The sequence below is a fragment of the Sinorhizobium sp. B11 genome, assembly GCA_039725955.1.
In the GTDB taxonomy this organism is placed as follows: Bacteria; Pseudomonadota; Alphaproteobacteria; order Rhizobiales; family Rhizobiaceae; genus Rhizobium.
The window spans coordinates 1,395,211-1,420,624 of sequence record CP091034.1; the positions used below are offsets into that span (position 1 = coordinate 1,395,211).

The 25,414-nt window shown below is 60.4% G+C and carries 22 protein-coding genes, 2 tRNA genes, 1 pseudogene and 1 riboswitch; of the genes and pseudogenes, 21 read left to right on the plus strand and 4 right to left on the minus strand.

Translation table 11 applies throughout. The features are described 5' to 3' along the window. Nucleotides 1-42: 42 nt before the first annotated feature. Nucleotides 43-1,296, minus strand: a complete 1,254-nt coding sequence (locus LVY75_16715; GenBank protein ID XAZ24833.1) for a GGDEF domain-containing protein — start codon at nucleotides 1,294-1,296, stop codon at nucleotides 43-45. 382 nt (nucleotides 1,297-1,678) lie between these two features. On the opposite strand from LVY75_16715, the gene clpP reads away from it, so the two are divergent. Next, complete coding sequence (gene clpP / locus LVY75_16720; protein ID XAZ24834.1) at nucleotides 1,679-2,308, plus strand: ATP-dependent Clp endopeptidase proteolytic subunit ClpP; 630 nt, start codon at nucleotides 1,679-1,681, stop codon at nucleotides 2,306-2,308. 305 nt (nucleotides 2,309-2,613) lie between these two features. After that, entirely contained in the window at nucleotides 2,614-3,891 is a 1,278-nt protein-coding gene (clpX, locus tag LVY75_16725; GenBank protein XAZ24835.1) for an ATP-dependent Clp protease ATP-binding subunit ClpX, read from the plus strand. 65 nt (nucleotides 3,892-3,956) lie between these two features. Here the strand turns inward: clpX and LVY75_16730 are convergent, their stop codons facing one another. Continuing rightward, nucleotides 3,957-4,325, minus strand: a complete 369-nt coding sequence (locus tag LVY75_16730) for a hypothetical protein (GenBank protein XAZ24836.1) — start codon at nucleotides 4,323-4,325, stop codon at nucleotides 3,957-3,959. Between LVY75_16730 and lon the strand changes: the two genes are divergently transcribed. The 4 genes from lon (at nucleotide 4,294) to LVY75_16750 (ending at nucleotide 10,755) form a co-directional block, all read left to right on the plus strand. Further along, nucleotides 4,294-6,711, plus strand: coding sequence for an endopeptidase La (gene lon / locus LVY75_16735; protein ID XAZ24837.1), 2,418 nt, complete (start codon nucleotides 4,294-4,296; stop codon nucleotides 6,709-6,711). The two genes, LVY75_16730 and lon, sit on opposite strands and share 32 nt — an antisense overlap. A 207-nt stretch (nucleotides 6,712-6,918) precedes the next feature. After that, nucleotides 6,919-7,194 carry an HU family DNA-binding protein gene (locus tag LVY75_16740; protein ID XAZ24838.1) on the plus strand — a complete coding sequence of 92 codons (276 nt, stop codon included), beginning with the start codon at nucleotides 6,919-6,921 and terminating at the stop codon, nucleotides 7,192-7,194. A 120-nt stretch (nucleotides 7,195-7,314) separates the two neighbouring features. After that, nucleotides 7,315-7,467: riboswitch (FMN riboswitch) on the plus strand. A gap of 81 nt (nucleotides 7,468-7,548) precedes the next feature. After that, nucleotides 7,549-8,457, plus strand: coding sequence for a DMT family transporter (locus LVY75_16745; GenBank protein ID XAZ24839.1), 909 nt, complete (start codon nucleotides 7,549-7,551; stop codon nucleotides 8,455-8,457). A 96-nt stretch (nucleotides 8,458-8,553) separates the two neighbouring features. Next, nucleotides 8,554-10,755, plus strand: a complete 2,202-nt coding sequence (locus LVY75_16750; protein XAZ24840.1) for an esterase-like activity of phytase family protein — start codon at nucleotides 8,554-8,556, stop codon at nucleotides 10,753-10,755. Between the two features lie 80 nt (nucleotides 10,756-10,835). On the opposite strand, the gene LVY75_16755 is transcribed toward LVY75_16750, so the two are convergent. After that, nucleotides 10,836-11,735, minus strand: a complete 900-nt coding sequence (locus LVY75_16755) for a LysR family transcriptional regulator (protein XAZ24841.1) — start codon at nucleotides 11,733-11,735, stop codon at nucleotides 10,836-10,838. 104 nt (nucleotides 11,736-11,839) lie between these two features. Here LVY75_16755 and LVY75_16760 point away from each other — a divergent pair, with 104 nt between their 5' ends. Then, nucleotides 11,840-12,829, plus strand: a complete 990-nt coding sequence (locus tag LVY75_16760; protein ID XAZ24842.1) for a zinc-dependent alcohol dehydrogenase family protein — start codon at nucleotides 11,840-11,842, stop codon at nucleotides 12,827-12,829. A 72-nt stretch (nucleotides 12,830-12,901) separates the two neighbouring features. Here LVY75_16760 and LVY75_16765 read toward each other — a convergent pair whose 3' ends face one another. Further along, complete coding sequence (locus tag LVY75_16765) at nucleotides 12,902-13,888, minus strand: aldo/keto reductase (GenBank protein ID XAZ24843.1); 987 nt, start codon at nucleotides 13,886-13,888, stop codon at nucleotides 12,902-12,904. A 149-nt stretch (nucleotides 13,889-14,037) separates the two neighbouring features. On the opposite strand from LVY75_16765, the pseudogene LVY75_16770 reads away from it, so the two are divergent. From LVY75_16770 to nuoI, 14 genes and pseudogenes are all read left to right on the plus strand, one after another. Beyond that, nucleotides 14,038-14,440 (plus strand): annotated as a pseudogene (locus tag LVY75_16770) (cupin domain-containing protein). Nucleotides 14,441-14,798: 358 nt separating this feature from the next. Continuing rightward, a tRNA-Asp gene (locus LVY75_16775) sits at nucleotides 14,799-14,875 on the plus strand. A 71-nt stretch (nucleotides 14,876-14,946) separates the two neighbouring features. Continuing rightward, nucleotides 14,947-15,023, plus strand: a tRNA-Asp gene (locus tag LVY75_16780). Between the two features lie 248 nt (nucleotides 15,024-15,271). Further along, nucleotides 15,272-15,637, plus strand: coding sequence for an NADH-quinone oxidoreductase subunit A (locus LVY75_16785; protein ID XAZ25741.1), 366 nt, complete (start codon nucleotides 15,272-15,274; stop codon nucleotides 15,635-15,637). Beyond that, nucleotides 15,628-16,212, plus strand: a complete 585-nt coding sequence (locus tag LVY75_16790; GenBank protein ID XAZ24844.1) for an NADH-quinone oxidoreductase subunit B — start codon at nucleotides 15,628-15,630, stop codon at nucleotides 16,210-16,212. The genes LVY75_16785 and LVY75_16790 overlap by 10 nt, the downstream gene beginning before the upstream one ends. An 18-nt stretch (nucleotides 16,213-16,230) precedes the next feature. Next, nucleotides 16,231-16,833, plus strand: coding sequence for an NADH-quinone oxidoreductase subunit C (locus tag LVY75_16795; protein ID XAZ24845.1), 603 nt, complete (start codon nucleotides 16,231-16,233; stop codon nucleotides 16,831-16,833). Between the two features lie 66 nt (nucleotides 16,834-16,899). Next, nucleotides 16,900-18,090 (plus strand): NADH-quinone oxidoreductase subunit D, encoded by a 1,191-nt coding sequence (locus tag LVY75_16800; GenBank protein XAZ24846.1) that lies wholly within the window; start codon nucleotides 16,900-16,902, stop codon nucleotides 18,088-18,090. Beyond that, complete coding sequence (locus LVY75_16805) at nucleotides 18,090-18,362, plus strand: hypothetical protein (protein XAZ24847.1); 273 nt, start codon at nucleotides 18,090-18,092, stop codon at nucleotides 18,360-18,362. The genes LVY75_16800 and LVY75_16805 overlap by 1 nt, the downstream gene beginning before the upstream one ends. 16 nt (nucleotides 18,363-18,378) lie before the next feature. Beyond that, the gene (locus tag LVY75_16810; protein ID XAZ24848.1) at nucleotides 18,379-19,524 is read left to right on the plus strand and encodes an NADH-quinone oxidoreductase subunit E; all 1,146 of its coding nucleotides are present in this window, start codon (nucleotides 18,379-18,381) and stop codon (nucleotides 19,522-19,524) included. Nucleotides 19,525-19,536: 12 nt separating this feature from the next. Further along, on the plus strand, nucleotides 19,537-20,841 hold the full coding sequence (gene nuoF, locus LVY75_16815) for an NADH-quinone oxidoreductase subunit NuoF (GenBank protein ID XAZ24849.1): 1,305 nt from the start codon (nucleotides 19,537-19,539) through the stop codon (nucleotides 20,839-20,841). Between the two features lie 4 nt (nucleotides 20,842-20,845). After that, nucleotides 20,846-21,502, plus strand: a complete 657-nt coding sequence (locus tag LVY75_16820) for a 5' DNA nuclease (protein XAZ24850.1) — start codon at nucleotides 20,846-20,848, stop codon at nucleotides 21,500-21,502. A 225-nt stretch (nucleotides 21,503-21,727) separates the two neighbouring features. Beyond that, nucleotides 21,728-23,809 carry an NADH-quinone oxidoreductase subunit NuoG gene (nuoG, locus tag LVY75_16825; protein ID XAZ24851.1) on the plus strand — a complete coding sequence of 694 codons (2,082 nt, stop codon included), beginning with the start codon at nucleotides 21,728-21,730 and terminating at the stop codon, nucleotides 23,807-23,809. 12 nt (nucleotides 23,810-23,821) lie between these two features. After that, nucleotides 23,822-24,868: an NADH-quinone oxidoreductase subunit NuoH gene (nuoH, locus tag LVY75_16830; protein ID XAZ24852.1), complete on the plus strand. Its 1,047-nt coding sequence runs from the start codon at nucleotides 23,822-23,824 to the stop codon at nucleotides 24,866-24,868. Between the two features lie 36 nt (nucleotides 24,869-24,904). Next, nucleotides 24,905-25,396, plus strand: coding sequence for an NADH-quinone oxidoreductase subunit NuoI (gene nuoI / locus LVY75_16835; GenBank protein ID XAZ24853.1), 492 nt, complete (start codon nucleotides 24,905-24,907; stop codon nucleotides 25,394-25,396). The last annotated feature ends 18 nt before the right edge of the window (nucleotides 25,397-25,414 follow it).

The window sequence follows — 25,414 nt, forward strand, 5'->3', positions numbered from 1 at the left end:
GTGCAGTGGTTTTGCGCCCGGAATTGCGCAAAAACAAATGCTCTAGCCTGCGCGGGAGAGCACGCCCATGCGGCGAAGCGCTTCCACCTGATCGTCGACGGCCGGCACGAGTTCGCCGGCGTGGGAGTTGGGCTCGCCTGGCGCGGGCGCTGCCGTTTCTTCCTCGCCAAAGACGACCGTGCAGTTGCGGCCGGCGGCCTTTGCAGAATAGAGCGCCCGGTCGGCAGCCGAGACCAGCCGGTCGATATTGGCCTCGATCGCCGAGGAAAGCGCGATGCCGACGCTGACGGTGGCGGGGATCAGCGCCTCGCCTGTGCTGACGGGTAAGCGGCAGAATTCGGCGCGGATCGATTCCGCCAGCGCTTCCGCCTCGGTTTGGTCGCGCACGGTTACGAAGGCTGCGAATTCTTCGCCGCCCATGCGGCCGAAGATATTGTTCGGGATATACTGGCGGGCAAGGCGGGCAAAGGCGGTCAGGACGGCATCGCCGGATTGATGGCCGAAGCGGTCGTTGACGCGCTTGAAATGGTCGAGGTCGAAAAGGATGACACCGACCTGATGCTGCTCGTCATGTGCCTTTTCCTGGATCTTGTCGAAATAGCCGAGCAGACCGCGGCGGTTCAGCACGCCGGTCAGCGCGTCCGTCAGCGTCAGCACGCGCAGATGGCGTTCCGACCGTTCCATGATGAGGCGGCAGGTAAGCGCGAAGGCGATGGTGAGCAGGAAGGCGCTCGCCATGGCGGCCGCGCCGCTGAAATTCGTTGCTTGAGCATCCGAAGGCAGGATCAGCGCCATTGCGATGGCCACGCCGAAGCAGAGGAAGGCCTGCAGCACGAAGACGGCCATCAGGAACACGCGCGTGCGTTCACGGCGGATATCGCCGGCGGCAACGGCCATGCCGAGCGCAGTGGCGCCGGTCGCCGAAGCGAGATTGTAAAGAATGACCCGGTTGGAATAATCTTCGTTGATCCAGGGCAGGAAGACGCCCGCGAGCCAGATCGCCGGCGGCAACAGCGCCCACCATTCCATTTTCTTGCGGTCGAGGGCCAGGAAGCCGGCAACCCAGGCGCTCTGTCCGAGCAAGGCGATGGCATTGCCGATTTCGATGGAAAGCAGGTTGGGGATTTCGCCGCGGGCTGCAACGAGTGCAAAACCGATGCCGCTGAACAGGAAGCCGAGCCCCCAAAAAAGGTAGGCGGCGCTTTTCCGGTTGTGGCGCCAGGCCACGAACAGAACCAGAGCCAGCGTAAGGGCTTCGGAACACCAGATGGACAGACCTGTAGTGACATTGAACACGGCAGCAACCCCTTGAATAGTGGCCGCATCCTTGCCGAAGAAGCTCGCTGTTTGATTAATGACGGGAGGCTAGAGTCGGCAATCTGGCCGATATCTGCCGGTAAGCTTTCCGCCCGGTAAATGGCCGCGACTTTCCTCGAGCGCGGTAAGCCTTCCTTCATCCTGTCATGGAGAAAAACTGTGAGAGCGAAAGGTCTGGCCTCGCCGTTAACAGGCGTTTGGGAGAAACCGGATAGGGAAATGTCAAAGCCATATCTCGCGCGCCCTTCTTAACGTTATCCTTATGCGTGTCTTGAAGAGGGGGGCGGGGACACTCTATGTAGGGATAAGGCATTTTTCTTTGATTCCCGGCCTTCGCCGGAAAGACGTTAAAAGGACGCACATGAGAAACCCAGTCGATACCGCTATGGCACTCGTGCCGATGGTTGTGGAACAGACCAATCGCGGTGAACGCTCCTACGACATCTATTCCCGCCTGCTCAAGGAACGCATCATCTTCCTGACGGGCCCTGTCGAGGACCATATGGCGACACTCGTCTGCGCCCAGCTTCTCTTCCTCGAGGCCGAAAATCCGAAGAAGGAAATCGCGCTCTACATCAATTCGCCGGGTGGTGTCGTCACTGCCGGTATGGCGATCTATGACACGATGCAGTTCATCAAGCCGGCCGTATCGACGCTCTGCGTCGGCCAGGCCGCTTCCATGGGCTCGCTGCTTCTGGCCGCCGGTCACAAGGACATGCGTTTCGCCACGCCGAATTCCCGCATCATGGTTCACCAGCCCTCGGGTGGTTTCCAGGGTCAGGCATCGGATATCGAGCGTCATGCCCGCGACATCATCAAGATGAAGCGCCGCCTCAACGAGGTCTATGTGAAGCACACCGGCCGTACGTACGAGGAGGTCGAAAAGACCCTCGATCGCGACCATTTCATGGATGCTGACGAGGCCCAGACCTGGGGCGTCATCGACAAGGTTCTGACCTCGCGCATCGAAATGGAAGGCGATCAGGCCTAGTAATTAATAGGGATGGTATTTTCGCCGCCACAGTTCTATCCCATTTGTGATTGAACAAGGGGTTTCATCTGGCGGCGGAGACGCTAATAGTAACTATTAATGCTATGTTGAATTTTTGTGACATAGCATTCGGCATTCGAAGGGGAATTCGTTGCCGCCGGTACCCGGACATGATTGATTGGGCCCGGTTCGTACCCCCTGAAGCCTTTGTCGGCAGAAACTCCGGGTAGGGAGCGCCGTCAGGGAGCTGATTGAGTGGACCGCGATTTCGCGTTCGAAATGCGGCGTGCTGGAAGGAAAGTGATATGAGCAAGGTCAGCGGCAGCAACGGCGGCGACAGTAAGAACACCCTCTATTGTTCTTTCTGCGGAAAGAGCCAGCATGAAGTCCGGAAGCTTATTGCCGGACCGACCGTGTTTATCTGCGATGAATGCGTCGAATTGTGCATGGACATCATCCGCGAGGAGAACAAGTCCTCGATGGTCAAGTCCCGTGACGGCGTTCCCACGCCCCAGGACATCATCAAGGTCCTCGATGAATATGTCATCGGCCAGCGTCAGGCGAAGAAAATCCTGTCGGTCGCCGTTCACAACCACTACAAGCGTCTCGCACACGCCTCGAAGAATGGCGATGTCGAGCTGGCGAAGTCGAACATCATGCTGGTCGGCCCGACCGGCTGCGGCAAGACCTATCTTGCCCAGACGCTCGCCCGCATCATTGACGTTCCCTTCACGATGGCCGACGCGACCACGCTGACGGAAGCCGGCTATGTCGGTGAAGACGTCGAAAACATCATCCTGAAGCTTCTGCAGGCTGCGGACTATAATGTCGAGCGCGCTCAGCGCGGCATCGTCTACATCGACGAAGTCGACAAGATCTCCCGCAAGTCCGACAACCCGTCCATCACCCGTGACGTATCGGGCGAGGGCGTGCAGCAGGCGCTTCTGAAGATCATGGAAGGCACGGTTGCCTCGGTACCGCCGCAGGGCGGCCGCAAGCATCCTCAGCAGGAATTCCTGCAGGTCGACACGACGAACATCCTGTTCATCTGCGGCGGTGCTTTCGCCGGTCTCGACAAGATCATCTCTGCCCGTGGCGAGAAGACTTCGATCGGCTTTGGTGCAACTGTCAAGGCACCGGACGACCGCCGCGTCGGCGAAGTGCTGCGCGAACTGGAGCCGGAAGATCTGGTCAAGTTCGGCCTCATCCCGGAATTCATCGGTCGTCTGCCGGTTCTGGCAACGCTTGAGGACCTCGATGAGGACGCGCTGATCCAGATCCTGTCCGAGCCGAAGAACGCGCTGATCAAGCAGTACCAGCGCCTGTTCGAGATGGAAGACGTCGAACTCACCTTCCACGAGGACGCATTGCGTGAAATCGCCCGCAAGGCGATCATCCGCAAGACCGGCGCCCGCGGCCTGCGTTCGATCATGGAAAAGATCCTGCTCGATACGATGTTCGAACTGCCGGCGCTGGAAGGCGTGCGCGAGGTCGTCATCTCGGAAGAGGTCGCCCGCGGCTCGGCCCGTCCGCTGTATATCTACGCCGACCGCCAGGACGAGAAGGCAAACGTCTCGGCCTGAAGCTTGGGTTAAAAACCGCTATTTTAAGGGGCTTGCCTTGTGCAGGCCCCTTTCTATTTGAAAACCTATGCCAGGCGCTGATAATAGTTGCGGGCAAGGTTGAAAACAGCCTTGGCCGATATTGCGCAAAGGATGACCCTTGGCAATGATGCTGTGATTCCGTAGCGTGTTGCTGGTGTTGTTATTTTAGGCCGTTCGGAAATGGTCAGCGTCGCTCCAGATAGGCGCTTCATTGTGTTGGCGTTCCATGTAATAAAGCTGTCACAACCGTGGAACGCGGGCGTTAACGTGGCTTGAAAAGCGTAGTCAGAACCTCCACTTGTAACAGCAAGTGAGAGTGCCGGCCGGTCCCAAGCGGCCGCGCCAAAGAGCCCGGTAACGGGACGATGGAAAGGAATAAAAATGACGAAGAAAACGTCTGTAGCGAGCAGCACCGCTTATCCTGTTCTCCCCCTGCGCGACATCGTGGTTTTCCCCCATATGATCGTGCCGCTGTTCGTCGGGCGGGAAAAGTCGATCCGCGCGCTCGAAGAGGTCATGGGTTCCGACAAGCAGATCATGCTGGTCACCCAGATCAACGCCAGCGATGACGATCCGGATCCGTCTGCGATCCACCGCGTCGGTACGGTAGCCAACGTGCTGCAGCTCCTGAAGCTTCCTGACGGCACCGTGAAGGTTCTGGTCGAAGGCCGCGCACGCGCCGAGATCGATACCTATACGAGCCGCGAAGATTTCTACGAAGCCCTCGGCCATGTGCTCGAAGAGCCGCATGACGATCCGGTAGAGCTGGAAGCCCTGTCGCGTTCGGTCGTGTCGGAATTCGAGAGCTACGTGAAGCTCAACAAGAAGATTTCGCCCGAGGTTGTCGGTGCGGCAAGCCAGATCGACGACTATTCAAAGCTCGCCGATACGGTCGCCTCGCACCTCTCGATCAAGATCACCGAGAAGCAGGAGATGCTGGAGACCACCAGCGTCAAGGCCCGCCTCGAAAAGGCTCTCGGCTTCATGGAAGGCGAGATCTCGGTCCTGCAGGTCGAAAAGCGCATCCGTTCGCGCGTCAAGCGCCAGATGGAGAAGACCCAGCGCGAATACTACCTGAATGAGCAGATGAAGGCGATCCAGAAGGAACTCGGCGACGGCGAGGAAGGCCGCGACGAGATGAGCGAACTGGAAGAGCGCATCGCCAAGACGAAGCTGTCCAAGGAAGCCCGTGAAAAGGCCGATGCGGAACTGAAGAAGCTGCGCCAGATGAGCCCGATGTCGGCTGAAGCCACCGTCGTGCGCAATTATCTGGACTGGCTGCTCGGTATCCCCTGGGGCAAGAAGTCGAAGATCAAGGCCGATCTCAACAATGCCGAGAAGATCCTCGAAGCCGATCATTTCGGTCTTGAGAAGGTCAAGGAGCGCATCGTCGAGTATCTGGCTGTTCAGGCCCGCGCCACCAAGATCAAGGGTCCGATCCTGTGCCTCGTCGGCCCTCCGGGCGTCGGCAAGACCTCGCTCGCCCAGTCGATCGCCAAGGCAACCGGCCGTGAATATGTCCGTATGGCTCTTGGCGGCGTTCGTGACGAAGCTGAAATCCGCGGTCACCGCCGCACCTATATCGGCTCGATGCCCGGCAAGGTCATCCAGTCGATGAAGAAGGCGAAGAAGTCCAACCCGCTGTTCCTGCTCGACGAAATCGACAAGCTCGGCCAGGACTATCGCGGTGATCCGTCTTCGGCTCTGCTGGAAGTGCTCGACCCGGCGCAGAACTCGACCTTCATGGATCACTACCTGGAAGTCGAATACGACCTGTCGGACGTGATGTTCATCACGACGGCGAATACGCTGAACATCCCGGCTCCGCTGATGGACCGCATGGAGATCATCCGTATCGCCGGCTATACCGAAGACGAAAAGCGCGAGATCGCCAAGCGGCACCTGCTGCCGAAGGCCATCAAGGAACATGCGCTGCAGCCGAACGAATTCTCGGTCAGCGACGATGCCCTGATGGCGATCAGCCAGCAGTACACCCGCGAAGCCGGCGTGCGTAACTTCGAACGCGAATTGATGAAGCTCGCCCGCAAGGCGGTCACCGAGATCATCAAGGGCAAGACGAAGTCGGTTCACGTCACGGCAGCGAACATCGACGATTATCTCGGCGTTCCGCGCTTCCGCCACGGCGAAGCTGAACGCGAAGATCAGGTCGGTGTCGTCACGGGGCTTGCCTGGACGGAAGTCGGCGGTGAGTTGCTGACGATCGAAGGCGTCATGATGCCCGGTAAGGGCCGCATGACCGTCACCGGCAACCTGAAGGAAGTCATGAAGGAATCGATTTCGGCAGCGGCTTCTTATGTCCGCTCGCGCGCCGTCGATTTCGGCATCGAACCACCGCGCTTCGACAAGAGCGACATCCACGTGCACGTGCCGGAAGGTGCAACACCGAAGGATGGTCCGTCTGCCGGCGTCGCGATGGCAACCGCTATCGTCTCGATCATGACCGGCATTCCGGTCAACAAGGATGTGGCAATGACGGGTGAGATCACCCTGCGCGGCCGCGTCCTGCCGATCGGTGGCCTGAAGGAAAAGCTGCTTGCGGCTCTGCGCGGCGGCATCAAGAAAGTGCTGATTCCGGAAGAGAACGCCAAGGACTTGGCCGAAATTCCTGACAACGTGAAGAACAGCATGGAGATCATTCCGGTCTCCCGTATGGGCGAGGTGATCAAGCACGCGCTGGTCCGTCGTCCCGAGCCGATCGAATGGGATGGCACGGTTGAAACGCCCGTCATCGCGACTGTCGAAGGGCTCGATGATGCAGGTGCAGCCATCGCTCATTGAGCTTTGGCGGCCACATTAAAGCCCAATTGTTGCAAATCGTGAAAAAGGCCGGCGGAAACGTCGGCCTTTTTTGTGAAAACGTCATGTAGACGCTTGCTTTTCCTTGATTTGCAGGGTTTTTGGGTTCTCGGCGGGCCTGATGAAAGCGATTTCTGCGCCTAGCTTACAGATTGAGTTGTTTCAAACCATTTAGAAAGGGGTGGAAACATGAACAAGAATGAACTCGTGTCCGCAGTAGCCGAAAAGGCTGGACTGACGAAGTCTGATGCAGCATCTGCCGTCGACGCAGTTTTCGACGTTGTACAGGCTGAACTGAAGAGCAAGGGCGACGTTCGCCTCGCTGGCTTCGGCAGCTTCACCGTTTCCCATCGCGCTGCCACGAAGGGCCGTAACCCTTCGACCGGCGCCGAAGTCGACATCCCGGCACGCAACGTGCCGAAGTTCACGCCCGGCAAGGGCCTGAAGGACGCCGTCAACGGCTGATACGAGATAGTCCGCCGGCCGTAAACGAGAACGGCCGCGCAGGATTTTGAGGGGTTCGGCATTGCCGGACCCCTTTTTGTTTTCGGCGCTTGCCGCACGCCGCGCTTTGTCTTACGACACCTGTGTTCTCAGGGCGGGGTGAAAGTCCCCACCGGCGGTAAGGGTTTCGGCCCGAGCCCGCGAGCGCCTTTCGAAGCTTCGGTCAAGGAAGGGTCAGCAGATCCGGTGTGATTCCGGAGCCGACGGTTAAAGTCCGGATGAAAGAGAATGAGCGTGGCCGTGCGGGGCAGGAGACTGCCGCGTCTGCGTGCCGTCGCCTCATGCGTCCTGATTTATGTTTGGTCCCTGTACTGGATGGAAGACATGAATCAGAATTCCCTAGCCGTCTCGCATTCCCGCGCCTTCGCCGGCGCTGCTTTCATGGTGGCCGGAGGCGTTGCCTTCTCGCTTCTCAATGTCGTCACTCAATGGCTGACCATGACGCTTGCCTTTCCGGCGGCTTCTGCAGCCTTCTGGCAATATGGCTTCGCCTTTCTCTTTTCCTTGCCCTTCCTGCGCAAGGCCGGCCTATCGGCGATGCGCACCAACTATCCCTGGCGGCATATCGTGCGCGTTGCCTTTGCCGCGCTTGGCGTCGAAGCCTGGGTCTCCGGTCTCGCCTCGGTGCCGATCTGGCAGGCGATCGCGCTTGTGATGACCTCGCCCTTCTTCATCATTCTCGGCGCGCGCCTGTTCCTCGGTGAGCGCGTCGGGCCTGCTCGCTGGATGGCAACGGGTGTCGGCTTTGTCGGCGCGATGATCATCCTCCAGCCATGGTCGGACAGCTTCACCTGGGCCGCCCTCCTGCCTGTCCTCTCGGCGCTTCTATGGGGTGCTTCGTCGCTCATCACAAAGAGCCTTACGGGCATCGAGAAACCGGAGACGATCACCGTCTGGCTGCTGGTGTTGCTCACGCCGATCAATGGCAGCCTGGCACTTGCGTCGGGCCTCGCCGTGCCGACAGGCGCAATGCTTGCGCTCTTCCTCCTGGCCGGCCTTCTGACAGTCGTGGCGCAATATCTGCTGACGCTCGCCTACGCCAGCGCAGATGCCGCCTATGTGCAGCCCTTCGATGACCTGAAACTGCCGCTGAACGTACTCGCCGGCTGGCTTTTCTTCGGCTATGCGCCGGCTGGTTATCTGTGGCTGGGCGCCGCGCTCATTCTCGCCGCCTCGCTCTTCATCATGCGCAGCGAGATGCGTCGCGAGCGGCAGGCAGCCTGACGCAAACTGTACAAAATGTCGCAGCCTGTCATGTCTCTGTCATGGCAGTCCCGCAAAAACCCTCTGTTCGATTTTTTCGGCATTGGGGGATTTTCAATGACATCGTCTTCGCGCAAGGCAGCGCTCGTTGCCGTGCTTCTTGCATCCGTTGCGGTCCCGGCAGCAGCGGAACCGGTTTTCAACCGCATCGCCTCTTTCCCGGTCGCAACAAATCTGCCGGCCGACAAGGACAAGCTTTCGGCCACCTCGGCCGAAATCATCACCGCTTCGCAGGATGGCAACACGCTGATCTACAGCGACAGCCCGCTCGGCGCGATCGGCTTCATCGACATCACCGATGCCAAGGCACCCAAGGCCGGTGGCGCGCTGATGATGGACGGTGAGCCGACCTCGGTTACGACAGCAGCCGGCAAGGCGCTCGTCGCCGTCAACACCGGCGAAAGCAAGCAGAAGCCGTCGGGCCGTCTGGCAATTGTCGATATCGCTTCGAAGAAGATCGACGCGACCTGTGACCTCGGCGGCCAGCCCGATTCGATCGCTCTCAACAAGGACAGGACGCTCGGGACAATCGCGATCGAAAACGAACGCGATGAAGAGGTCAACGACGGCAAGATCCCGCAGATGCCGGCAGGCGACCTCGTTGTCTTCCAGGTCAAGACCGACGGCACCGTTGATTGCGGCACGATCAAGCACGTTGCGCTCACCGGCCTCGCTGGTGTCGCTCCTGAAGATCCGGAACCAGAATTCGTTTCCTTCAACAGCCAGAACGAAATTGCGCTTACGCTGCAGGAAAATAACGAGATCATTATTCTCGACGGCACGACCGGCACGGTGAAGACGCATTTCACCGCCGGCAGCGTCGACCTCACCGGCATCGACACCAAGCGCGACGGCGCCCTGAAGTTCACCGGCGAGAAGAAGGGCGTCCCGCGTGAGCCCGACGCGGTCAAGTGGCTGGACGACAACCGCATCGTCGTTGCCAATGAAGGCGACTACGAAGGCGGCTCGCGCGGCTTCACCATCTTCGACAAGACCGGCAAGGTTCTCTTCGAATCCGGCGCCTCTTTCGAACGCGCCGTTGCCGCTCTCGGCCACTATCCGGAAAGCCGCTCTTCGTCGAAGGGCGTCGAGCCGGAAGGTCTCGAAGCGGCCAAGTTCGGTGATGACAACCTGTTCTTCCTTCTTGCCGAACGCGCTTCCGTCGTCGGTGTCTACAAGGACACGGGTGCCGATCCGGAACTGCTGCAGATCCTGCCGTCGGGCATTTCTCCGGAAGGCGCAATCGCCATTCCCCAGCGTAACCTGTTCGCCACTGCCAACGAGCTTGACCTCGGCAAGGACGGCGGTGCGCGTTCGCACGTCATGATCTACGAGCGCGGCGAAGGCGAGAAGGCCTATCCGCATATCGTCTCCGCAGAGAAGGACGGCAATCCGATCGGTTTTGCAGCGCTTTCGGGCCTCGCCGCCGTTCCGGGCAAGCCGGGCATGCTCTACGCCGTCAGCGACAGCGTCCTCGGTTCGCAGCCGACGATTTACACGATCGACGCCACCAAGAAGCCGGCCGTCATCACCGATGCCCTCATCGTCAAGCGTGACGGCGCTCCGGCCCAGAAACTCGACATCGAAGGCATCGCCGTTGGCGCCGATGGTTCTTTCTGGCTCGCTTCGGAAGGTTATACCGAGCGCCTGGTGCCGCACGCGCTCTATAACGTCACCGCCAAGGGCGACATCAAAGCCGAGATCGCCCTTCCGAAGGAACTGCTCGCCAACGAAATCCGCTATGGCTTCGAAGGTGTCACGATCATCGGCACCGGCGATGACGCAACGCTGTGGATGGCCGTTCAGCGCGAATGGAACGATGACGAGAAGGGTTTTGTGAAGCTCGTTTCCTATAACCCGAAGAAGAAGGAATGGGGCGGCGTACGCTACCCGCTCGACAAGAGCGAGAGTGGCTGGGTCGGTCTTTCCGAAATCACGGCTCAGGGAGACAGCGTCTACATTATCGAGCGTGACAATCTCGTCGGTGACGCGGCCAAGCTGAAGAAGCTCTACAAGGTCGCAATCTCCGACCTGAAGCCGGGCAAGCTCGGCGGCGAACTGCCTGTCGTCAAGAAGACGGAAGCCCATGACTTCATCGGCGACCTGAAGTCGGCCACCAACGGCTACGTTCTCGACAAGCTGGAAGGTTTCGCCTTCGACGCGTCGGGCAAGGCCTTTGCAGTGACCGACAATGACGGTGTCAGCGATTCTTCGGGCGAAACCCTGTTCTTCCCGGTCAACCTGTCCGCAACGAACTGAGTTCACATTCCGCGAAATGGAGAGGCCGGGCTTTGCCCGGCCTTTTTCCTTGGCCCGACAATGCTGACGGCGTGACTGGGTTAGGCCATGAATTTGGGCAGTGCGGCGGCCAATGCGTCGACCGCAAGACGGATCCTGAGCGGCAGGTGCGGCGTCTGCAGCCACAGCGCATGGCAGTCGTAGAGAAATTCCGGCTGACCTGGCAGCAGCACTTCGAGCGTCCCGGCCTGCACGCGCTCGCGGATGAGCCAGTAGGGTAGCCAGGCAAGCCCCATGCCGGCTGTCGCCGCATCTGCAATTGCATCGAGATCATCGAGCCGCAATCGGCCGCTCGGCCGAACTTCTATTGGAGCCTGGTCTCCATCCGGGAAGAGCCATGGGCTGAAGCGCGCGGAGCGCGCGTAGATGATTGCATCGTGCTTGCCGATATCTTCGACAGTCTCCGGTCTGCCATGAGCGTCGAGATAGCTTGCCGAGGCGCAGACCACCATGCGCTGGCGCGCGACCCGCCGCGCGATAATCCCTGACCTGTCAGCGAGTTCCCCGGTACGGATCGCGAGATCGTAGCCGTCATCGGCGAGATCGGTAATGGGGTCGCTGAGCGATAGATCGAGTTCGAGGCTCGGATACCGCCTTGCAAGATCGAGCAGAACCGGAAGCACGCAGTGCCGGCCGAAATGCGCGGGCATGGTGACGCGCAGCTTTCCGCACGGTTCGGAAAGATGGTCGAACGCGAGCGCGTCCGCGGCTTCGGTCTCGGCGAGGATCACGCGGCAGCGCTCGTAATAGGCGCGTCCAAAATCCGTAAGGCTCTGGCGGCGCGTTGTCCGGGTGATAAGGCTGACTCCCAATCGCTCCTCAAGAAAGCGGATATGCTTGCCGACCATCGGACCGGAGAGGCCGAGTGCTGCTGCCGCTGCCGCAAACGAGCCCAGATCAACGGCCTTTACGAAGACGGCCATGCTGGTAAGGCGATCCATATTGCAAACTCACAGTTTCTTCTGTCTTTCTTGGAGCCCAATTTATCTCCACCAATCCAATTGGCATAGATCATTCAGTCCGATTGTTTTGGAGTTGATGGGAAATGGCACGCATAATCCGCTTTCATGAATTTGGCGGTCCTGATGTTCTCCGCATTGAGGATATGGATATTCCAGCCCCTGGACCGGGACAGGTTCAGATCCGCGTCAAGGCTCTTGGGATCAATCGGGCTGAGGCTCTGCTGAGATCCGGTACCTATATCGAAACCGCGCCGCTGCCGTCGGGCCTTGGCCTCGAGGCGGCAGGCATCATCGAGGCGGTAGGGGAGGGCGTGGATGGCTTTGCGCCCGGCGACGCTGTCAGCGTCATCCCGCCGATCTCGATGGTCCGCTCGCCGGCTTATGGAGAACTGGTCACATTTCCCGCCGCATCTGTTGTCAGGCACCCGCCGACACTTTCCTGGGAGGAGGCTGCTGCTCTCTGGATGCCGTATCTGACTGCTTACGGCGCCCTGATCGATATCGCCCGACTATCAAGGGGGGAGTTCGTCGCTATTACCGCTGCATCGAGCAGCGTAGGTCTTGCCGCAATCCAGATCGCCAACGTGATCGGCGCCACGCCGATTGCGATTACGAGAACCTCTTCAAAGCGTCGGGCATTGCAGGAGGCCGGTGCCGCGCATGTGATCGCCTCGCAGGAGGAGGACTTGCAAGCGCGGCTAAGGGAGATCGCCGGAGAAGGAGGTGTTCGGGTCGTCCTCGACGCCGTGGCCGGACCTATCTTCGAGCCGTTGACGGCGGCGATGTCCTCGGGCGGCATTCTTATCGAATATGGTGGATTAAGCCCGCAGCCAACACCGTTTCCGTTGCCTGCCGTGCTCGGCAAATGCCTGCTGCTGCGCGGCTATCTCGTCCATGAGATCATTCGCGATCCGATACGACTTCAGGCCGCAAAGACCTTTATTTTCGATGGGCTCGCGTCCGGCGCGCTGAAGCCTCTCATAGCAAAGACGTTCCCCTTCGAGCAGATCGCCGAAGCGCATCGGTTCCTGGAAACGAATGAGCAGTTCGGCAAGATCGTCGTGACCGTCTGATGCGGTCCTGCTGGGGATCATGTCTCAATCCCGGCCTGCAAGTTGCTGGCCGGGATTGATGGTCTGAAGGGCCTACCAGCGCTGATGCACATGCGGAGCGATCAGCCGCCCGTAAATCTCCCGGGTCGCCGTCATGACATCAGCCGACAGCGGCGCCAGATCGGCGGCGGCAGCGTTCGCCTTGGCCTGCTCGGCATTGCGCGCGCCGGGAATGACGACGGTGACAGCTTCTGCCATCAGGATCCAGCGCAGCGCAAAGGCTGCCATGCTGGCGCCTGCTGGAACGAGCTTGCGCACTTCATCGACCGCCTGCAGGCCGACCTCGAAGGGCACGCCCGCAAAGGTTTCGCCGACATCGAAGGCCTCGCCGTTGCGGTTGAAGTTGCGGTGATCGTCGCTGGCGAATTTGGTGTCGCGGGTGATCTTGCCGGAGAGCAGGCCGCTTGCGAGCGGCACACGGGCGATGATCGCCACGTTCTTGCGGCGGGCCTCACCGAAGAACAGGTGGTCGGGACGCTGGCGGAAGATATTGTAGATGATCTGGATGCTGACGACGCCAGGATATTCGATCGCCTTCAAGGCTTCCTCGACCTTTTCGACGCTGACGCCATAGCCCTTGATCTTGCCTGCCTTCTGCAGGTCGTCGAGGGCCGCGAAAACCTCGGAGCGATAGAGCACTTCCGTCGGAGGGCAGTGGAGCTGCACGAGGTCGAGGCTGTCCACCTGCAGATTCTTCAGGCTGCGGTCGATGAAGCCTTCAAGATTGGCCTTGGTGTAGCCCTCAGCGACATGCGGGTTGAGACGGCGGCCGGCCTTGGTCGCAACCATCGGGCGCTCGCCGCCACGCGCCTTCAGCACGTCGGCGATGATCTTCTCGGAGCGGCCATCACCGTAGACGTCAGCGGTATCGATGAATGTCATGCCGGCATCGAGTGCGGCATTCAGCGCAGCGCGGCCGTCCGCTTCGCTGACATCACCCCAGGAACCGCCGATCTGCCAGGCGCCGAAGCCGACATCGGTAACGGTGAAGGGCAGGCGGCCGAAAGCATGATGTTTCATGAAAAATCCTCCGTTCGTGATGAAAGGCCCTCGCAGTAGCAGCTGCCGGATAGAGCGGCAATCGCCGATACCGCTTGGATCGCCTGCTGCGATGAAATACCCTTGCCCAAGACGGCTTCAACTGCGCACGACGGAAGAACGGAAAGAACATGGATATCAAGACCGCGGGCGCACGCCCCTCCACCAAAGGCCGGGCCGACTATTTTACCGGTTCCGTACGGCTGGATCCGCTTGTCGGTGCGCCGGATCCCGCCCGCGTGCAGGCAACGCACGTGACCTTCGAACCCGGCGCGCGCACGACCTGGCACACGCATCCCTTAGGGCAGACGCTGATCGTTACGTCAGGCAGGGGGCTTGCGCAGACCTGGGGTGGAGACATCAGGGAAATCCGTGCCGGCGATGTGGTCTGGTTCGCGCCGGGCGAGAAGCACTGGCATGGGGGCCAGTGCGGAGACTGGCATGAGCCATATTGCCATCCAGGAAGCGTTGAACGGCAGCGTGGCAGACTGGCTGGAGCAGGTCAGTGACGAGCAGTATGCTGGCAAGGCCTGAGGGTAGTGGTGGCCGTGCAGCATGATTCGGAGACTGGGCGGGTGCCGTCGCCTGTGACCGGCAACAGCTCACGACACGCCTAGGCTTCTCAGCCTGTGGAAAAGTTCCTCGACAGGCGTAAGTGGTCGCGAAGGCGATGCAATGGCCTGCAGGCGGGGCAGGGAGCGCCCGCGTCACGAACGCGAATTTGCCGGTTCTGCGGGAGATTGGCGAAGCGGTTCCGAAACAATTTCAGCACTGTCATGGTTTTGTCTCCAAACCTGCTTGACACTAAAAGGCGAACCCCTTAGTTAGCCGCTCATCCCAACGGCCAGCCCGTTCGGAGAGGGTGCTCAGGCACCGGATTGCTTGAAAGAATGCGGGTGTAGCTCAGTCGGTTAGAGTGCCGGCCTGTCACGCCGGAGGTCGCGGGTTCGAGCCCCGTCACTCGCGCCATTTCAAGCAGGCGTCAAATTGACGCTGTCTGTCCGGTTCGTGATATCCTCACGGTCCGAAAGGTCCAATGCGCGGGTGTAGCTCAGTCGGTTAGAGTGCCGGCCTGTCACGCCGGAGGTCGCGGGTTCGAGCCCCGTCACTCGCGCCATTTATCTTCAAAAAGCCATGCAGTTTCCGAGGGTCAGCCATGCGGCCTTCCGCGACATTTGCGGATTTGTCGCGACATCGTTGCATCTGCTTGATAATGTCCGTCTCACGCTGTTCGAATAGCTTCTGTAAAAGTCTTGCGCCGGGGCTCCGGCTGCGCTAACCACGGCTTGTTGCAACGCACGTTCGCTTGCCGGGCATTTGCCCAGTTGCGCCGCCCGGCGCCGCCCGCAAGCAGGGATGAACATGATGACTGAACTGCTCAGTTCCTATATTCCGATCGCTATTTTCATCGGTATCGCGCTCGTTATCGGCCTGGCGCTGCTCATTGCGCCGTTTGCCGTTGCATTCAAGGCGCCCGATTCGGAAAAGCTTTCGGCCTACGAATGCGGCTTCAACGCATTCGATGACGCTCGCATGAAGTTCGACATCCGCTTCTACCTCGTGTCGATTCTCTTCATCATCTTCGATCTCGAAGTCGCCTTCCTCTTCCCGTGGGCCGTTTCCTTCGGTGCCATCGGCTGGTTCGGCTTCTGGTCCATGATGGTCTTCCTCTTCGTGCTGACCATTGGCTTTATCTATGAATGGAAGAAGGGAGCCCTGGAATGGGAGTAGCCCCCGCTGGCAATCAGACGCTCGTAGCGCCGCAGCCGAAGGGGATCATCGATCCCTCGACCGGCAAGCCGATCGGCAGCAACGACGCGTTTTTTGGCGAGATCAACAATGAGCTCGCCGACAAGGGTTTCCTCGTCACGTCGACCGACGAGCTGATCAACTGGGCTCGTACCGGCTCGCTGATGTGGATGACCTTCGGTCTCGCCTGCTGCGCGGTCGAGATGATGCAGCTCTCCATGCCGCGTTACGACGTCGAGCGCTTCGGCTTTGCACCGCGTGCTTCGCCGCGCCAGTCGGACGTCATGATCGTTGCCGGCACGCTGACCAACAAGATGGCGCCTGCGCTTCGCAAGGTCTATGACCAGATGCCTGAGCCGCGTTACGTCATCTCGATGGGCTCCTGCGCCAACGGCGGCGGCTACTATCACTATTCCTATTCGGTTGTTCGTGGTTGCGACCGCGTCGTGCCGATCGACATCTATGTGCCGGGCTGTCCCCCCACAGCCGAAGCGCTGCTTTACGGCGTGCTTCTGCTGCAGAAGAAGATCCGCCGCACCGGCACGATCGAACGCTAAGGGCAAGGACAGGACATTATGAGCGAAGCCCTCACTGAGCTTTCGTCGTACCTTTCGGAAGCGCGCGGCAACCTGATTGCCGCCTCGCAGCTCAAGTATGGTGAGCTGACGCTGACGACGACCGGCGACAATCTGATTCCGCTGCTGACCTTCCTGCGCGACGATGGCAAGTGCGGCTTCGTCAACCTGACGGACATCTGCGGTGTGGACTGGCCGCAGCGCGAACTGCGCTTCGATGTCGTCTATCATATTCTGTCGCCGAAGAAGAACCTGCGCATCCGCGTGAAGGTGGCAACAGACGAAGATACGCCGGTTCCGTCCGCCTGCGCCGTCTATCCGGGCGCCGACTGGTTCGAGCGCGAGACCTGGGACATGTACGGCGTGCTCTTCACCGGCCATCCGGACCTGCGTCGTATCCTGACCGATTACGGTTTCGAAGGCCATCCGCTGCGCAAGGACTTCCCGACGACAGGTTTCGTCGAAGTTCGCTACGACGATGCGGCAAAGCGCGTCGTTTACGAGCCGGTGGAACTGAAGCAGGAGTTCCGAAACTTTGACTTTCTGTCGCCCTGGGAAGGCACCGAATACGTGCTGCCCGGCGATGAAAAAGCGAAGCAATAATTCAAGGCGGCTGGTGGGCCTGTTCCCGCCATTCACCAACTATCTGAGAACGCGAGCCTGATCGCCATGACAGAACATAATGTCCGCAACTTCAACATCAATTTCGGACCGCAGCATCCGGCGGCGCACGGCGTGCTTCGTCTTGTCCTGGAGCTTGACGGCGAAATTGTGGAGCGCGTCGACCCGCATATCGGTCTTCTCCATCGCGGCACCGAAAAGCTGATCGAAACCAAGACCTACCTGCAGGCCGTTCCCTACTTCGATCGCCTCGATTACGTGGCGCCGATGAACCAGGAACATGCCTATGCACTGGCGGTCGAAAGGCTGCTCGGCATCGAGATCCCGATTCGCGGCCAGCTCATCCGCGTCCTCTACTCGGAAATCGGCCGTATCTTGTCGCATCTCCTGAACGTTACGACTCAGGCCATGGACGTCGGTGCGCTGACGCCGCCGCTCTGGGGTTTCGAAGAGCGCGAAAAGCTGATGGTGTTCTATGAGCGCGCCAGCGGCTCCCGCATGCATGCCGCTTATTTCCGTCCGGGCGGCGTTCACCAGGACCTGCCGGAACAGCTCGTGCAGGATATCGGCAAGTGGTGCGACGAGTTCCCGGGCAAGCTCTACGATATCGACGATCTTCTCACCGGCAACCGCATCTTCAAGCAGCGTAACGTCGATATCGGCGTCGTCTCGCTGGAAGATTGCTGGGCCTGGGGCTTCTCGGGCGTCATGGTGCGCGGTTCGGGCGCTGCCTGGGATCTGCGTCGTGCGCAGCCCTACGAATGCTATTCGGATCTCGAATTCGATATCCCGGTCGGCAAGAACGGCGACAACTACGATCGTTACCTGATCCGCATGATCGAGATGCGCGAATCGGTGAAGATCATGAAGCAGTGCGTCAATCGCCTGCTCGGTGATGCCAAGGCGGGACCCTTCTCCTCGATCGACGGCAAGGTCGTTCCGCCGAAGCGCGGCGAGATGAAGCGTTCGATGGAAGCGCTCATCCACCACTTCAAGCTCTATACCGAAGGCTATCACGTGCCGGCCGGCGAGGTTTACGCTGCCGTCGAAGCGCCGAAGGGCGAATTCGGCGTCTATCTCGTCTCCGACGGCACCAACAAGCCCTATCGCTGCAAGATCCGCGCCCCGGGTTATGCGCATCTGCAGGCGATGGACTTCATGTGCCGTGGCCACCAGCTTGCCGACGTAGCGGCTGTTCTCGGCTCGCTCGACATCGTGTTCGGTGAGGTAGACCGCTAATGCAGGCTCTGCCGCTCGCAGCAGCATTTCTTCTTTCGGCCTCCGCTGCCTTTGCGCAGGATGCCGGAAAGCTCGGCACACCGCTGGGCCACGAGGAGGCGCAGTCGCCGGCAGAGCAGTCGTCCATGGGCGAGCTTTTGTCCAAGGGCTATCAAATCAAGGCCGCCGTGCCGAACGGCGGCAAGTTCGTGGTATTTATGCAAAAAGACCAGTCGGCCTACGCCTGTGAAATGCAGTCTTTGACTGCTTCGCGGTGTGGAACGCTAAACTGACAAGGCGTGAGGAAGAATGTCCGTTCGTCGATTAGCCGAAGATCAATTCCAGCCGTCCGCATTCGCTTTCAGCGATGAAAATGCGGTCTGGGCGGAAAAGACGATTCAGAAATATCCCGCAGGCCGTCAGCAGTCCGCGGTCATTCCGCTGTTGATGCGGGCGCAGGAACAGGATGGTTGGGTCACCCGCCCGGCGATCGAAAAGATCGCCGACATGCTGGACATGGCCTATATCCGTGTTCTCGAAGTCGCGACCTTCTACACCCAGTTCCAGCTTCATCCGGTCGGCACGCGCGCTCACGTGCAGGTCTGCGGCACGACGCCCTGCATGCTGCGCGGCTCGGAAAAGCTGATGGGCGTCTGCCGCAGCAAGATCCACCAGCACCCGTTCGAGCGCAATGCTGAAGGCACGCTCTCGTGGGAAGAGGTCGAATGTCTCGGGGCCTGCGTCAACGCACCGATGGTGATGATCGGCAAGGATACCTATGAGGATCTGACGCCCGAGCGCCTCGAAGAGATCATTGATACGTTCGCCGCCGGCAATGGCGCGAGCGTCAAGGTTGGCCCGCAGATCGACCGCCACCTCTCCTCGCCCGAAGGTGGCCCGACGACCCTGCTGGGTGATGTTACCGTCACTCGCACCTGGGTTGACAAGGCCGCAACGACCGCACCGGCAGACGGCGCCACCGTTCCGCCCTCCGAGGCTGCGCGTCCGAAGAGCACCGATGCCGAGACCAATGCGGCGCTGAAGACGCCGGCAACCGCACCGAAGGCATCCGCCAAGAATGCCAAGGCTGCCGAAGTTCAGCCGCTTTCCGGCACAGCCGCTTCCGAGCCGGCGCCGAAACCTGCTGCTGAAGCTGTTGTAAAGCCTTCGCTGACCGACAAGAATCGTCCGGCGGGCATAGAAAAGCCGGCAGCGCCGGACGATCTCAAGATGATCTCGGGCGTCGGTCCGAAGATCGAGGCGACATTGCATGAAATCGGCATCTTCACCTTCGCGCAGATCGCGGGCTGGAAGAAAGCCGAACGTGAATGGGTCGATGGTTTCCTGAATTTCCGCGGCCGCATCGAGCGTGACGACTGGGTCAAGCAGGCCAAGGCGCTCGCCAAGGGCGGTGAAGCGGAATATATCAAGGTCTTCGGCAAGAAGCCGCGGTAAGAGGTGTGAGACATGTTAGAAGATAAAGACCGCATCTTTACCAACATCTACGGCCTCAAGGACAAATCCCTGAAAGGCGCGATGAGCCGCGGCCACTGGGATGGTACAAAGCAGATCCTCGAAAAGGGCCGCGACTGGATCATCGACGAGATGAAGGCTTCCGGCCTTCGCGGCCGCGGTGGCGCAGGCTTCCCGACCGGCCTCAAGTGGTCCTTCATGCCGAAGCAGAGCGATGGCCGTCCGCACTACCTCGTCGTCAATGCCGACGAATCGGAGCCCGGCACCTGCAAGGACCGCGATATCATGCGTAACGATCCGCATACGCTGATCGAAGGCTGTGTGGTCGCGAGCTTCGCCATGGGCGCCAATGCCGCCTATATCTATGTTCGCGGCGAATATATCCGCGAGCGCGAAGCCCTGCAGGCGGCAATAGACGAATGCTACGATGCCGGCCTTCTCGGCAAGAACAACAAGCTCGGCTGGGACATGGACATCTACGTCCATCATGGCGCTGGTGCTTATATCTGCGGTGAGGAAACCGCGCTGCTCGAAAGCCTTGAAGGCAAGAAGGGCCAGCCGCGTCTCAAGCCACCATTCCCGGCAAACATGGGTCTCTACGGCTGCCCGACGACGGTCAACAACGTCGAATCGATCGCCGTCGCCCCGACCATCCTGCGCCGTGGTGCCGGCTGGTTCTCGGCGATCGGCCGTCCCAACAATGTCGGCACCAAGCTCTTCATGCTCTCCGGTCACGTCAACAAGCCGTGCACCGTCGAAGAGAGCATGGGCATCACCTTCCGCGAACTGGTCGACAAGCATGCCGGCGGCATCCGCGGCGGCTGGGACAACCTGCTTGCCGTCATCCCGGGCGGCGCATCGTGCCCGATCGTTCCGGCCAAGGACATTATCGACTGCCCGATGGACTTCGACGGCCTGCGCGCCGTCGGTTCCTCCTTCGGTACGGCCGCCTCGATCGTCATGGACAAGTCCACCGACGTCATCAAGGCGATCGCCCGTATCTCGGCCTTCTTCAAGCATGAGAGCTGCGGCCAGTGCACGCCGTGCCGCGAAGGCACCGGCTGGATGTGGCGCGTGATGGAGCGCATGGCGCGTGGCAACGCCCAGAAGCGCGAGATCGACATGCTGTTCCAGGTCACCAAGCAGATCGAAGGCCACACCATCTGCGCGCTCGGCGACGCCGCCGCATGGCCGGTGCAGGGTCTGATCCGTAACTTCCGTCCGGAAATCGAAGCCCGCATCGACCAGTATACGGCCAATGCTCTCGATCACGGTGCGGTTCTGGAGGCGGCTGAGTAAGCGCATGACATCAGAGGCATCCGACGGCAAGATGAATGAAGGGGCAGCCGATTTTGCGGCTGACTTCGGCCGTCTTGCTGCCGGCATGCTGGAGAATGCGCGTGCTTTCCCCGTTCATCCGTTGATGGCGCATCCGGCTGCCGCATTTGCCGCTGCCACGGCGATCGGCTTCGGCATTTCCACGCAGATGGCCGGCGTTTTCTTCGGTGCGCTGAAGGGCGCGCTTGAAACGGCGAACCTGGCGGCCACAGCGCTCGATGAAACGCCGCCGGACGAAGAAACACCCGAGATGGATATCCGTCCGGAAAATATTCGCCCGGCAGAAACGGCTGCACCGGTTCGCAAGGCTGCAAAGCCGAAGCTGACGGTGGTTTCCAGCAAGGCCCCGGCAACGGAATCGGCGAAGCCGACGGTTGCCAAGGCGAAGCCCGCCGCAAGGTCCAGGAAGGCTGACGATCTGAAACTGATCGCCGGGATCGGCCCGAAACTGGAGCAGGTGCTGAACAAGAGAGGCATCCGCACCTTTGCCGATGTCGCGGCATGGAACGATCAGGACGTTGCGAGCCTGGACGCCGAACTCGGCGTCGACGGCCGAATCCTGCGTGACGACTGGGTCGGCCAGGCCAAGGTGCTGGCGACACGGGGCCGCAGGAAGAAGTAGGTTTCCGGCCCTGGGCAACGGCCGGCGGAATGGCATATCGATCGGCGGGGCAGTGGCCTCGGGTCGCAATGCCGATGGCGGGTTTCGGGTCTCGGAACCGGCGAAAAGAGAATTTGGGCAATACCAGCGCCAGGACGGACGAAATGTCTGCCTTGGCAATATGGATGTTGCAAAAATAGGTTTGTTTGCCGGTATCCGGCGAATGGGAAACAGGACTGAGTGACGATGGCAAAACTGAAGATTGACGGCAACGAGATCGAAGTTCCGGATCATTACACGCTGATTCAGGCGTGCGAAGAAGCCGGCGCTGAAGTTCCGCGCTTCTGCTTCCATGAGCGTCTGTCGGTTGCCGGCAATTGCCGCATGTGCCTCGTCGAGGTCAAGGGCGGTCCGCCGAAGCCGCAGGCTTCCTGCGCCATGGGCGTGCGCGATATCCGCGGCGGCCCGAACGGCGAACTGCCTGAAGTCTTCACCAACACGCCGATGGTCAAGAAGGCCCGTGAAGGCGTTATGGAATTCCTGCTGATCAATCATCCACTGGATTGCCCGATCTGTGACCAGGGCGGCGAATGCGACCTGCAGGACCAGGCCATGGCCTTCGGTATCGACACCTCGCGCTATCAGGAAGACAAGCGCGCCGTCGAAGACAAGTACATTGGCCCGCTCGTCAAGACGGTCATGAACCGCTGCATTCACTGCACGCGTTGCGTCCGCTTCACGACGGAAGTGGCCGGCATTTCCGAGCTTGGCCTCATCGGCCGCGGCGAGGACGCCGAGATCACCACCTATCTCGAGCAGGCCATGACCTCCGAGCTGCAGGGCAACGTCGTTGATCTTTGCCCGGTCGGCGCTCTGACCTCCAAGCCCTTCGCCTTCACGGCCCGTCCGTGGGAACTGAACAAGACTGAATCGATCGACGTCATGGACGCCGTCGGCTCGGCGATCCGCGTTGATACTCGCGGCCGCGAAGTCATGCGCATCCTGCCGCGAATCAATGAGGCGGTGAATGAAGAGTGGATCTCCGACAAGACCCGTCATGTATGGGACGGCCTGAAGACGCAGCGCCTCGACCGGCCCTACGTCCGCAGGGACGGTCGCCTGCAGCCGGCGAGCTGGGGCGAAGCCTTCGGCGCCATCAAGTCGGCCGTTTCGACAACCTCCGGCGATAAGATCGGCGCGATTGCCGGCGATCTCGCCTCGGTCGAAGAAATGTATGCGCTCTCCGAACTGGTAAAGTCGCTGGGTTCCGAGAACCTCGACTGTCGCCAGGATGGGGCGGCACTTGATCCGTCGCTCGGCCGCGCAAGCTACCTTTTCAACCCGACCATCGCGGGCATTGAACAGGCTGACGCGCTGCTTATCATCGGCGCCAATCCGCGCTTCGAAGCGGCTATCCTCAACGCCCGCATCCGCAAGCGTTACCGTCGCGGCGGTTTCCCGATCGGCGTGATCGGTGAGGGCGGCGAGATGCGTTACAAGTATGATTATCTCGGCGCAGGCCCCGACACGCTGAAGGACATTCTCGACGGCGGCCACGCCTTCGCCGAAGTCCTCTCCAAGGCTTCCAAGCCGATGATCATCATCGGCCAGGGTGCGCTGACCCGCACGGATGGTGCTGGCGTTCTCGCAACCGCCGCCAAGCTCGCTGTCAATGTCGGCGCAATCGTCGAAGGCTGGAACGGCTTTGCCGTGCTGCACACCGCAGCATCGCGCGTCGGCGGCCTCGACCTCGGCTTCGTGCCGGGTGCCAAGGGCGTCAACGCCGCCGAGATGCTGAAGACCATGGACGTGCTCTTCCTGCTCGGCGCCGACGAATTTGATGTCTCGGCGAAGGCTGCGAAGTTCACCGTCTATATCGGCTCGCATGGCGACAACGGTGCGCATGGCGCCGACGTCATCCTGCCGGCCGCCGCCTACACGGAAAAGTCCGGCACCTGGGTCAACACCGAAGGCCGCGCCCAGATGGGCAACCGCGCCGGTTTCGCACCGGGCGACGCGCGCGAAGACTGGGCGATCATCCGAGCCCTTTCTGACGTGCTCGGCAAGAAGCTTCCCTTTGATTCTCTCGGCGAATTGCGCAGCAAGCTCTATGCGGCATTCCCGCATTTCGCGGCCATCGACGAGATCGCTGAAGGCGATAGCGCCCAAATTGCCGCACTGGCGAAAAAAGCCGGTAAGATGAACAAATCCGGGTTTGCGTCGCCGGTCAAAGACTTCTATTTGACGAACCCGATAGCGCGCGCCTCGGCTGTCATGGCCGAGTGCTCGGCGTTGGCCCGCAACAATTTCAAAGTCGCGGCAGAGTAAGGGCAGGAACTCATGGATTCTTTCTTCTCGACCTATGTCTGGCCGGCGATCATCATGATCGGTCAGTCACTGCTGCTGCTCGTCTGCCTGCTGGTCTTCATCGCTTACGTCCTTCTTGCCGACCGCAAGATCTGGGCCGCGGTCCAGCTGCGCCGCGGCCCGAACGTCGTCGGTCCTTTCGGTCTGTTCCAGTCCTTCGCCGACCTCTTGAAGTTCGTCTTCAAGGAACCGGTTATTCCGGCCGGCGCCAACAAGGCGGTCTTCCTTCTTGCCCCGCTCGTGACCGTGCTTCTGGCGCTGTCGACCTGGGCGGTCGTGCCGCTCGCAGATGGCTGGGTCATTGCCAACATCAATGTCGGGATCCTCTATATCTTTGCGATCTCTTCGCTCGAAGTGTACGGCATCATCATGGGTGGCTGGGCTTCGAACTCGAAGTACCCGTTCCTCGGTGCGCTGCGCTCCGCAGCGCAGATGGTGTCCTACGAAGTCTCGATCGGCTTCGTCATCGTCACGGTGCTTCTCTGCGTCGGTTCGCTGAACCTGACGGACATCGTCAATGCCCAGCGCACCGGTCTCGGCACCATGATCGGCCTGCCGAACTCGTTCCTCGACTGGCACTGGCTGGCGCTGTTCCCGATGTTCGTCGTCTTCTTCATCTCCGCACTTGCCGAGACGAACCGCCCGCCCTTCGACCTTCCGGAAGCAGAATCCGAACTCGTCGCCGGCTTCATGGTCGAATACGGCTCGGCTCCGTACATGATGTTCATGCTCGGCGAATATGCGGCCGTCGTCCTGATGTGCTCGCTGACGACCATCCTCTTCCTTGGGGGCTGGCTGCCGCCGGTCGATTTCTGGCTCATCAACTGGGTGCCGGGCATCGTCTGGTTCATGGCGAAGGCGTGCCTGGTGTTCTTCATGTTCGCCATGGTCAAGGCTTTCGTGCCCCGTTACCGCTACGACCAGCTCATGCGTCTCGGCTGGAAGGTCTTCCTGCCGCTGTCGCTCGCCATGGTCATCATCGTTGCATTCGTGCTGAAACTGACGGGATGGGCAGGCTGATGTCCAACCTCGTTTCCGGCAAAATTGGAGAATAAGATGGGAAGCCTGTCCGCCTCCATCAACTCGCTCTTCCTGAAGGAATTCGTCGGCGCATTCTTCCTGTCGATGCGCTACTTCTTCAAGCAGAAGGCGACGATCAACTATCCCTTCGAAAAGGGTCCGGTCAGCCCGCGCTTCCGCGGCGAGCATGCTCTGCGCCGTTACCCGAACGGTGAAGAGCGCTGCATCGCCTGCAAGCTGTGCGAAGCGATCTGTCCCGCTCAGGCGATCACCATCGAAGCCGGCCCGCGCCGCAATGACGGCACACGCCGTACGGTGCGCTACGACATCGACATGGTGAAGTGCATCTATTGCGGCTTCTGCCAGGAGGCTTGCCCCGTCGATGCGATCGTCGAAGGCCCGAATTTCGAATTCGCCACCGAGACCCGCGAAGAGCTCTACTTCGACAAGCAGAGGCTTCTCGAAAACGGCGACCGGTGGGAGCGTGAAATCGCCCGCAATATGGCGATCGACGCGCCCTATCGTTGATTGAAATTTGAAATGCCG

Excerpts from the sequence above, each read along its gene's own strand:
- clpP (XAZ24834.1), top strand. The coding sequence starts at position 1,679 with ATGAGAAACCCAGTCGATACCGCTATGGCACTCGTGCCGATGGTTGTG.
- clpX (XAZ24835.1), top strand. The coding sequence starts at position 2,614 with ATGAGCAAGGTCAGCGGCAGCAACGGCGGCGACAGTAAGAACACCCTC.
- lon (XAZ24837.1), top strand. The coding sequence starts at position 4,294 with ATGACGAAGAAAACGTCTGTAGCGAGCAGCACCGCTTATCCTGTTCTC.
- LVY75_16740 (XAZ24838.1), top strand. The coding sequence starts at position 6,919 with ATGAACAAGAATGAACTCGTGTCCGCAGTAGCCGAAAAGGCTGGACTG.
- LVY75_16745 (XAZ24839.1), top strand. The coding sequence starts at position 7,549 with ATGGAAGACATGAATCAGAATTCCCTAGCCGTCTCGCATTCCCGCGCC.
- LVY75_16750 (XAZ24840.1), top strand. The coding sequence starts at position 8,554 with ATGACATCGTCTTCGCGCAAGGCAGCGCTCGTTGCCGTGCTTCTTGCA.
- LVY75_16755 (XAZ24841.1), bottom strand. The coding sequence starts at position 11,735 with ATGGATCGCCTTACCAGCATGGCCGTCTTCGTAAAGGCCGTTGATCTG.
- LVY75_16760 (XAZ24842.1), top strand. The coding sequence starts at position 11,840 with ATGGCACGCATAATCCGCTTTCATGAATTTGGCGGTCCTGATGTTCTC.
- LVY75_16765 (XAZ24843.1), bottom strand. The coding sequence starts at position 13,888 with ATGAAACATCATGCTTTCGGCCGCCTGCCCTTCACCGTTACCGATGTC.
- LVY75_16785 (XAZ25741.1), top strand. The coding sequence starts at position 15,272 with ATGACTGAACTGCTCAGTTCCTATATTCCGATCGCTATTTTCATCGGT.
- LVY75_16790 (XAZ24844.1), top strand. The coding sequence starts at position 15,628 with ATGGGAGTAGCCCCCGCTGGCAATCAGACGCTCGTAGCGCCGCAGCCG.
- LVY75_16795 (XAZ24845.1), top strand. The coding sequence starts at position 16,231 with ATGAGCGAAGCCCTCACTGAGCTTTCGTCGTACCTTTCGGAAGCGCGC.
- LVY75_16800 (XAZ24846.1), top strand. The coding sequence starts at position 16,900 with ATGACAGAACATAATGTCCGCAACTTCAACATCAATTTCGGACCGCAG.
- LVY75_16805 (XAZ24847.1), top strand. The coding sequence starts at position 18,090 with ATGCAGGCTCTGCCGCTCGCAGCAGCATTTCTTCTTTCGGCCTCCGCT.
- LVY75_16810 (XAZ24848.1), top strand. The coding sequence starts at position 18,379 with ATGTCCGTTCGTCGATTAGCCGAAGATCAATTCCAGCCGTCCGCATTC.
- nuoF (XAZ24849.1), top strand. The coding sequence starts at position 19,537 with ATGTTAGAAGATAAAGACCGCATCTTTACCAACATCTACGGCCTCAAG.
- LVY75_16820 (XAZ24850.1), top strand. The coding sequence starts at position 20,846 with ATGACATCAGAGGCATCCGACGGCAAGATGAATGAAGGGGCAGCCGAT.
- nuoG (XAZ24851.1), top strand. The coding sequence starts at position 21,728 with ATGGCAAAACTGAAGATTGACGGCAACGAGATCGAAGTTCCGGATCAT.
- nuoH (XAZ24852.1), top strand. The coding sequence starts at position 23,822 with ATGGATTCTTTCTTCTCGACCTATGTCTGGCCGGCGATCATCATGATC.
- nuoI (XAZ24853.1), top strand. The coding sequence starts at position 24,905 with ATGGGAAGCCTGTCCGCCTCCATCAACTCGCTCTTCCTGAAGGAATTC.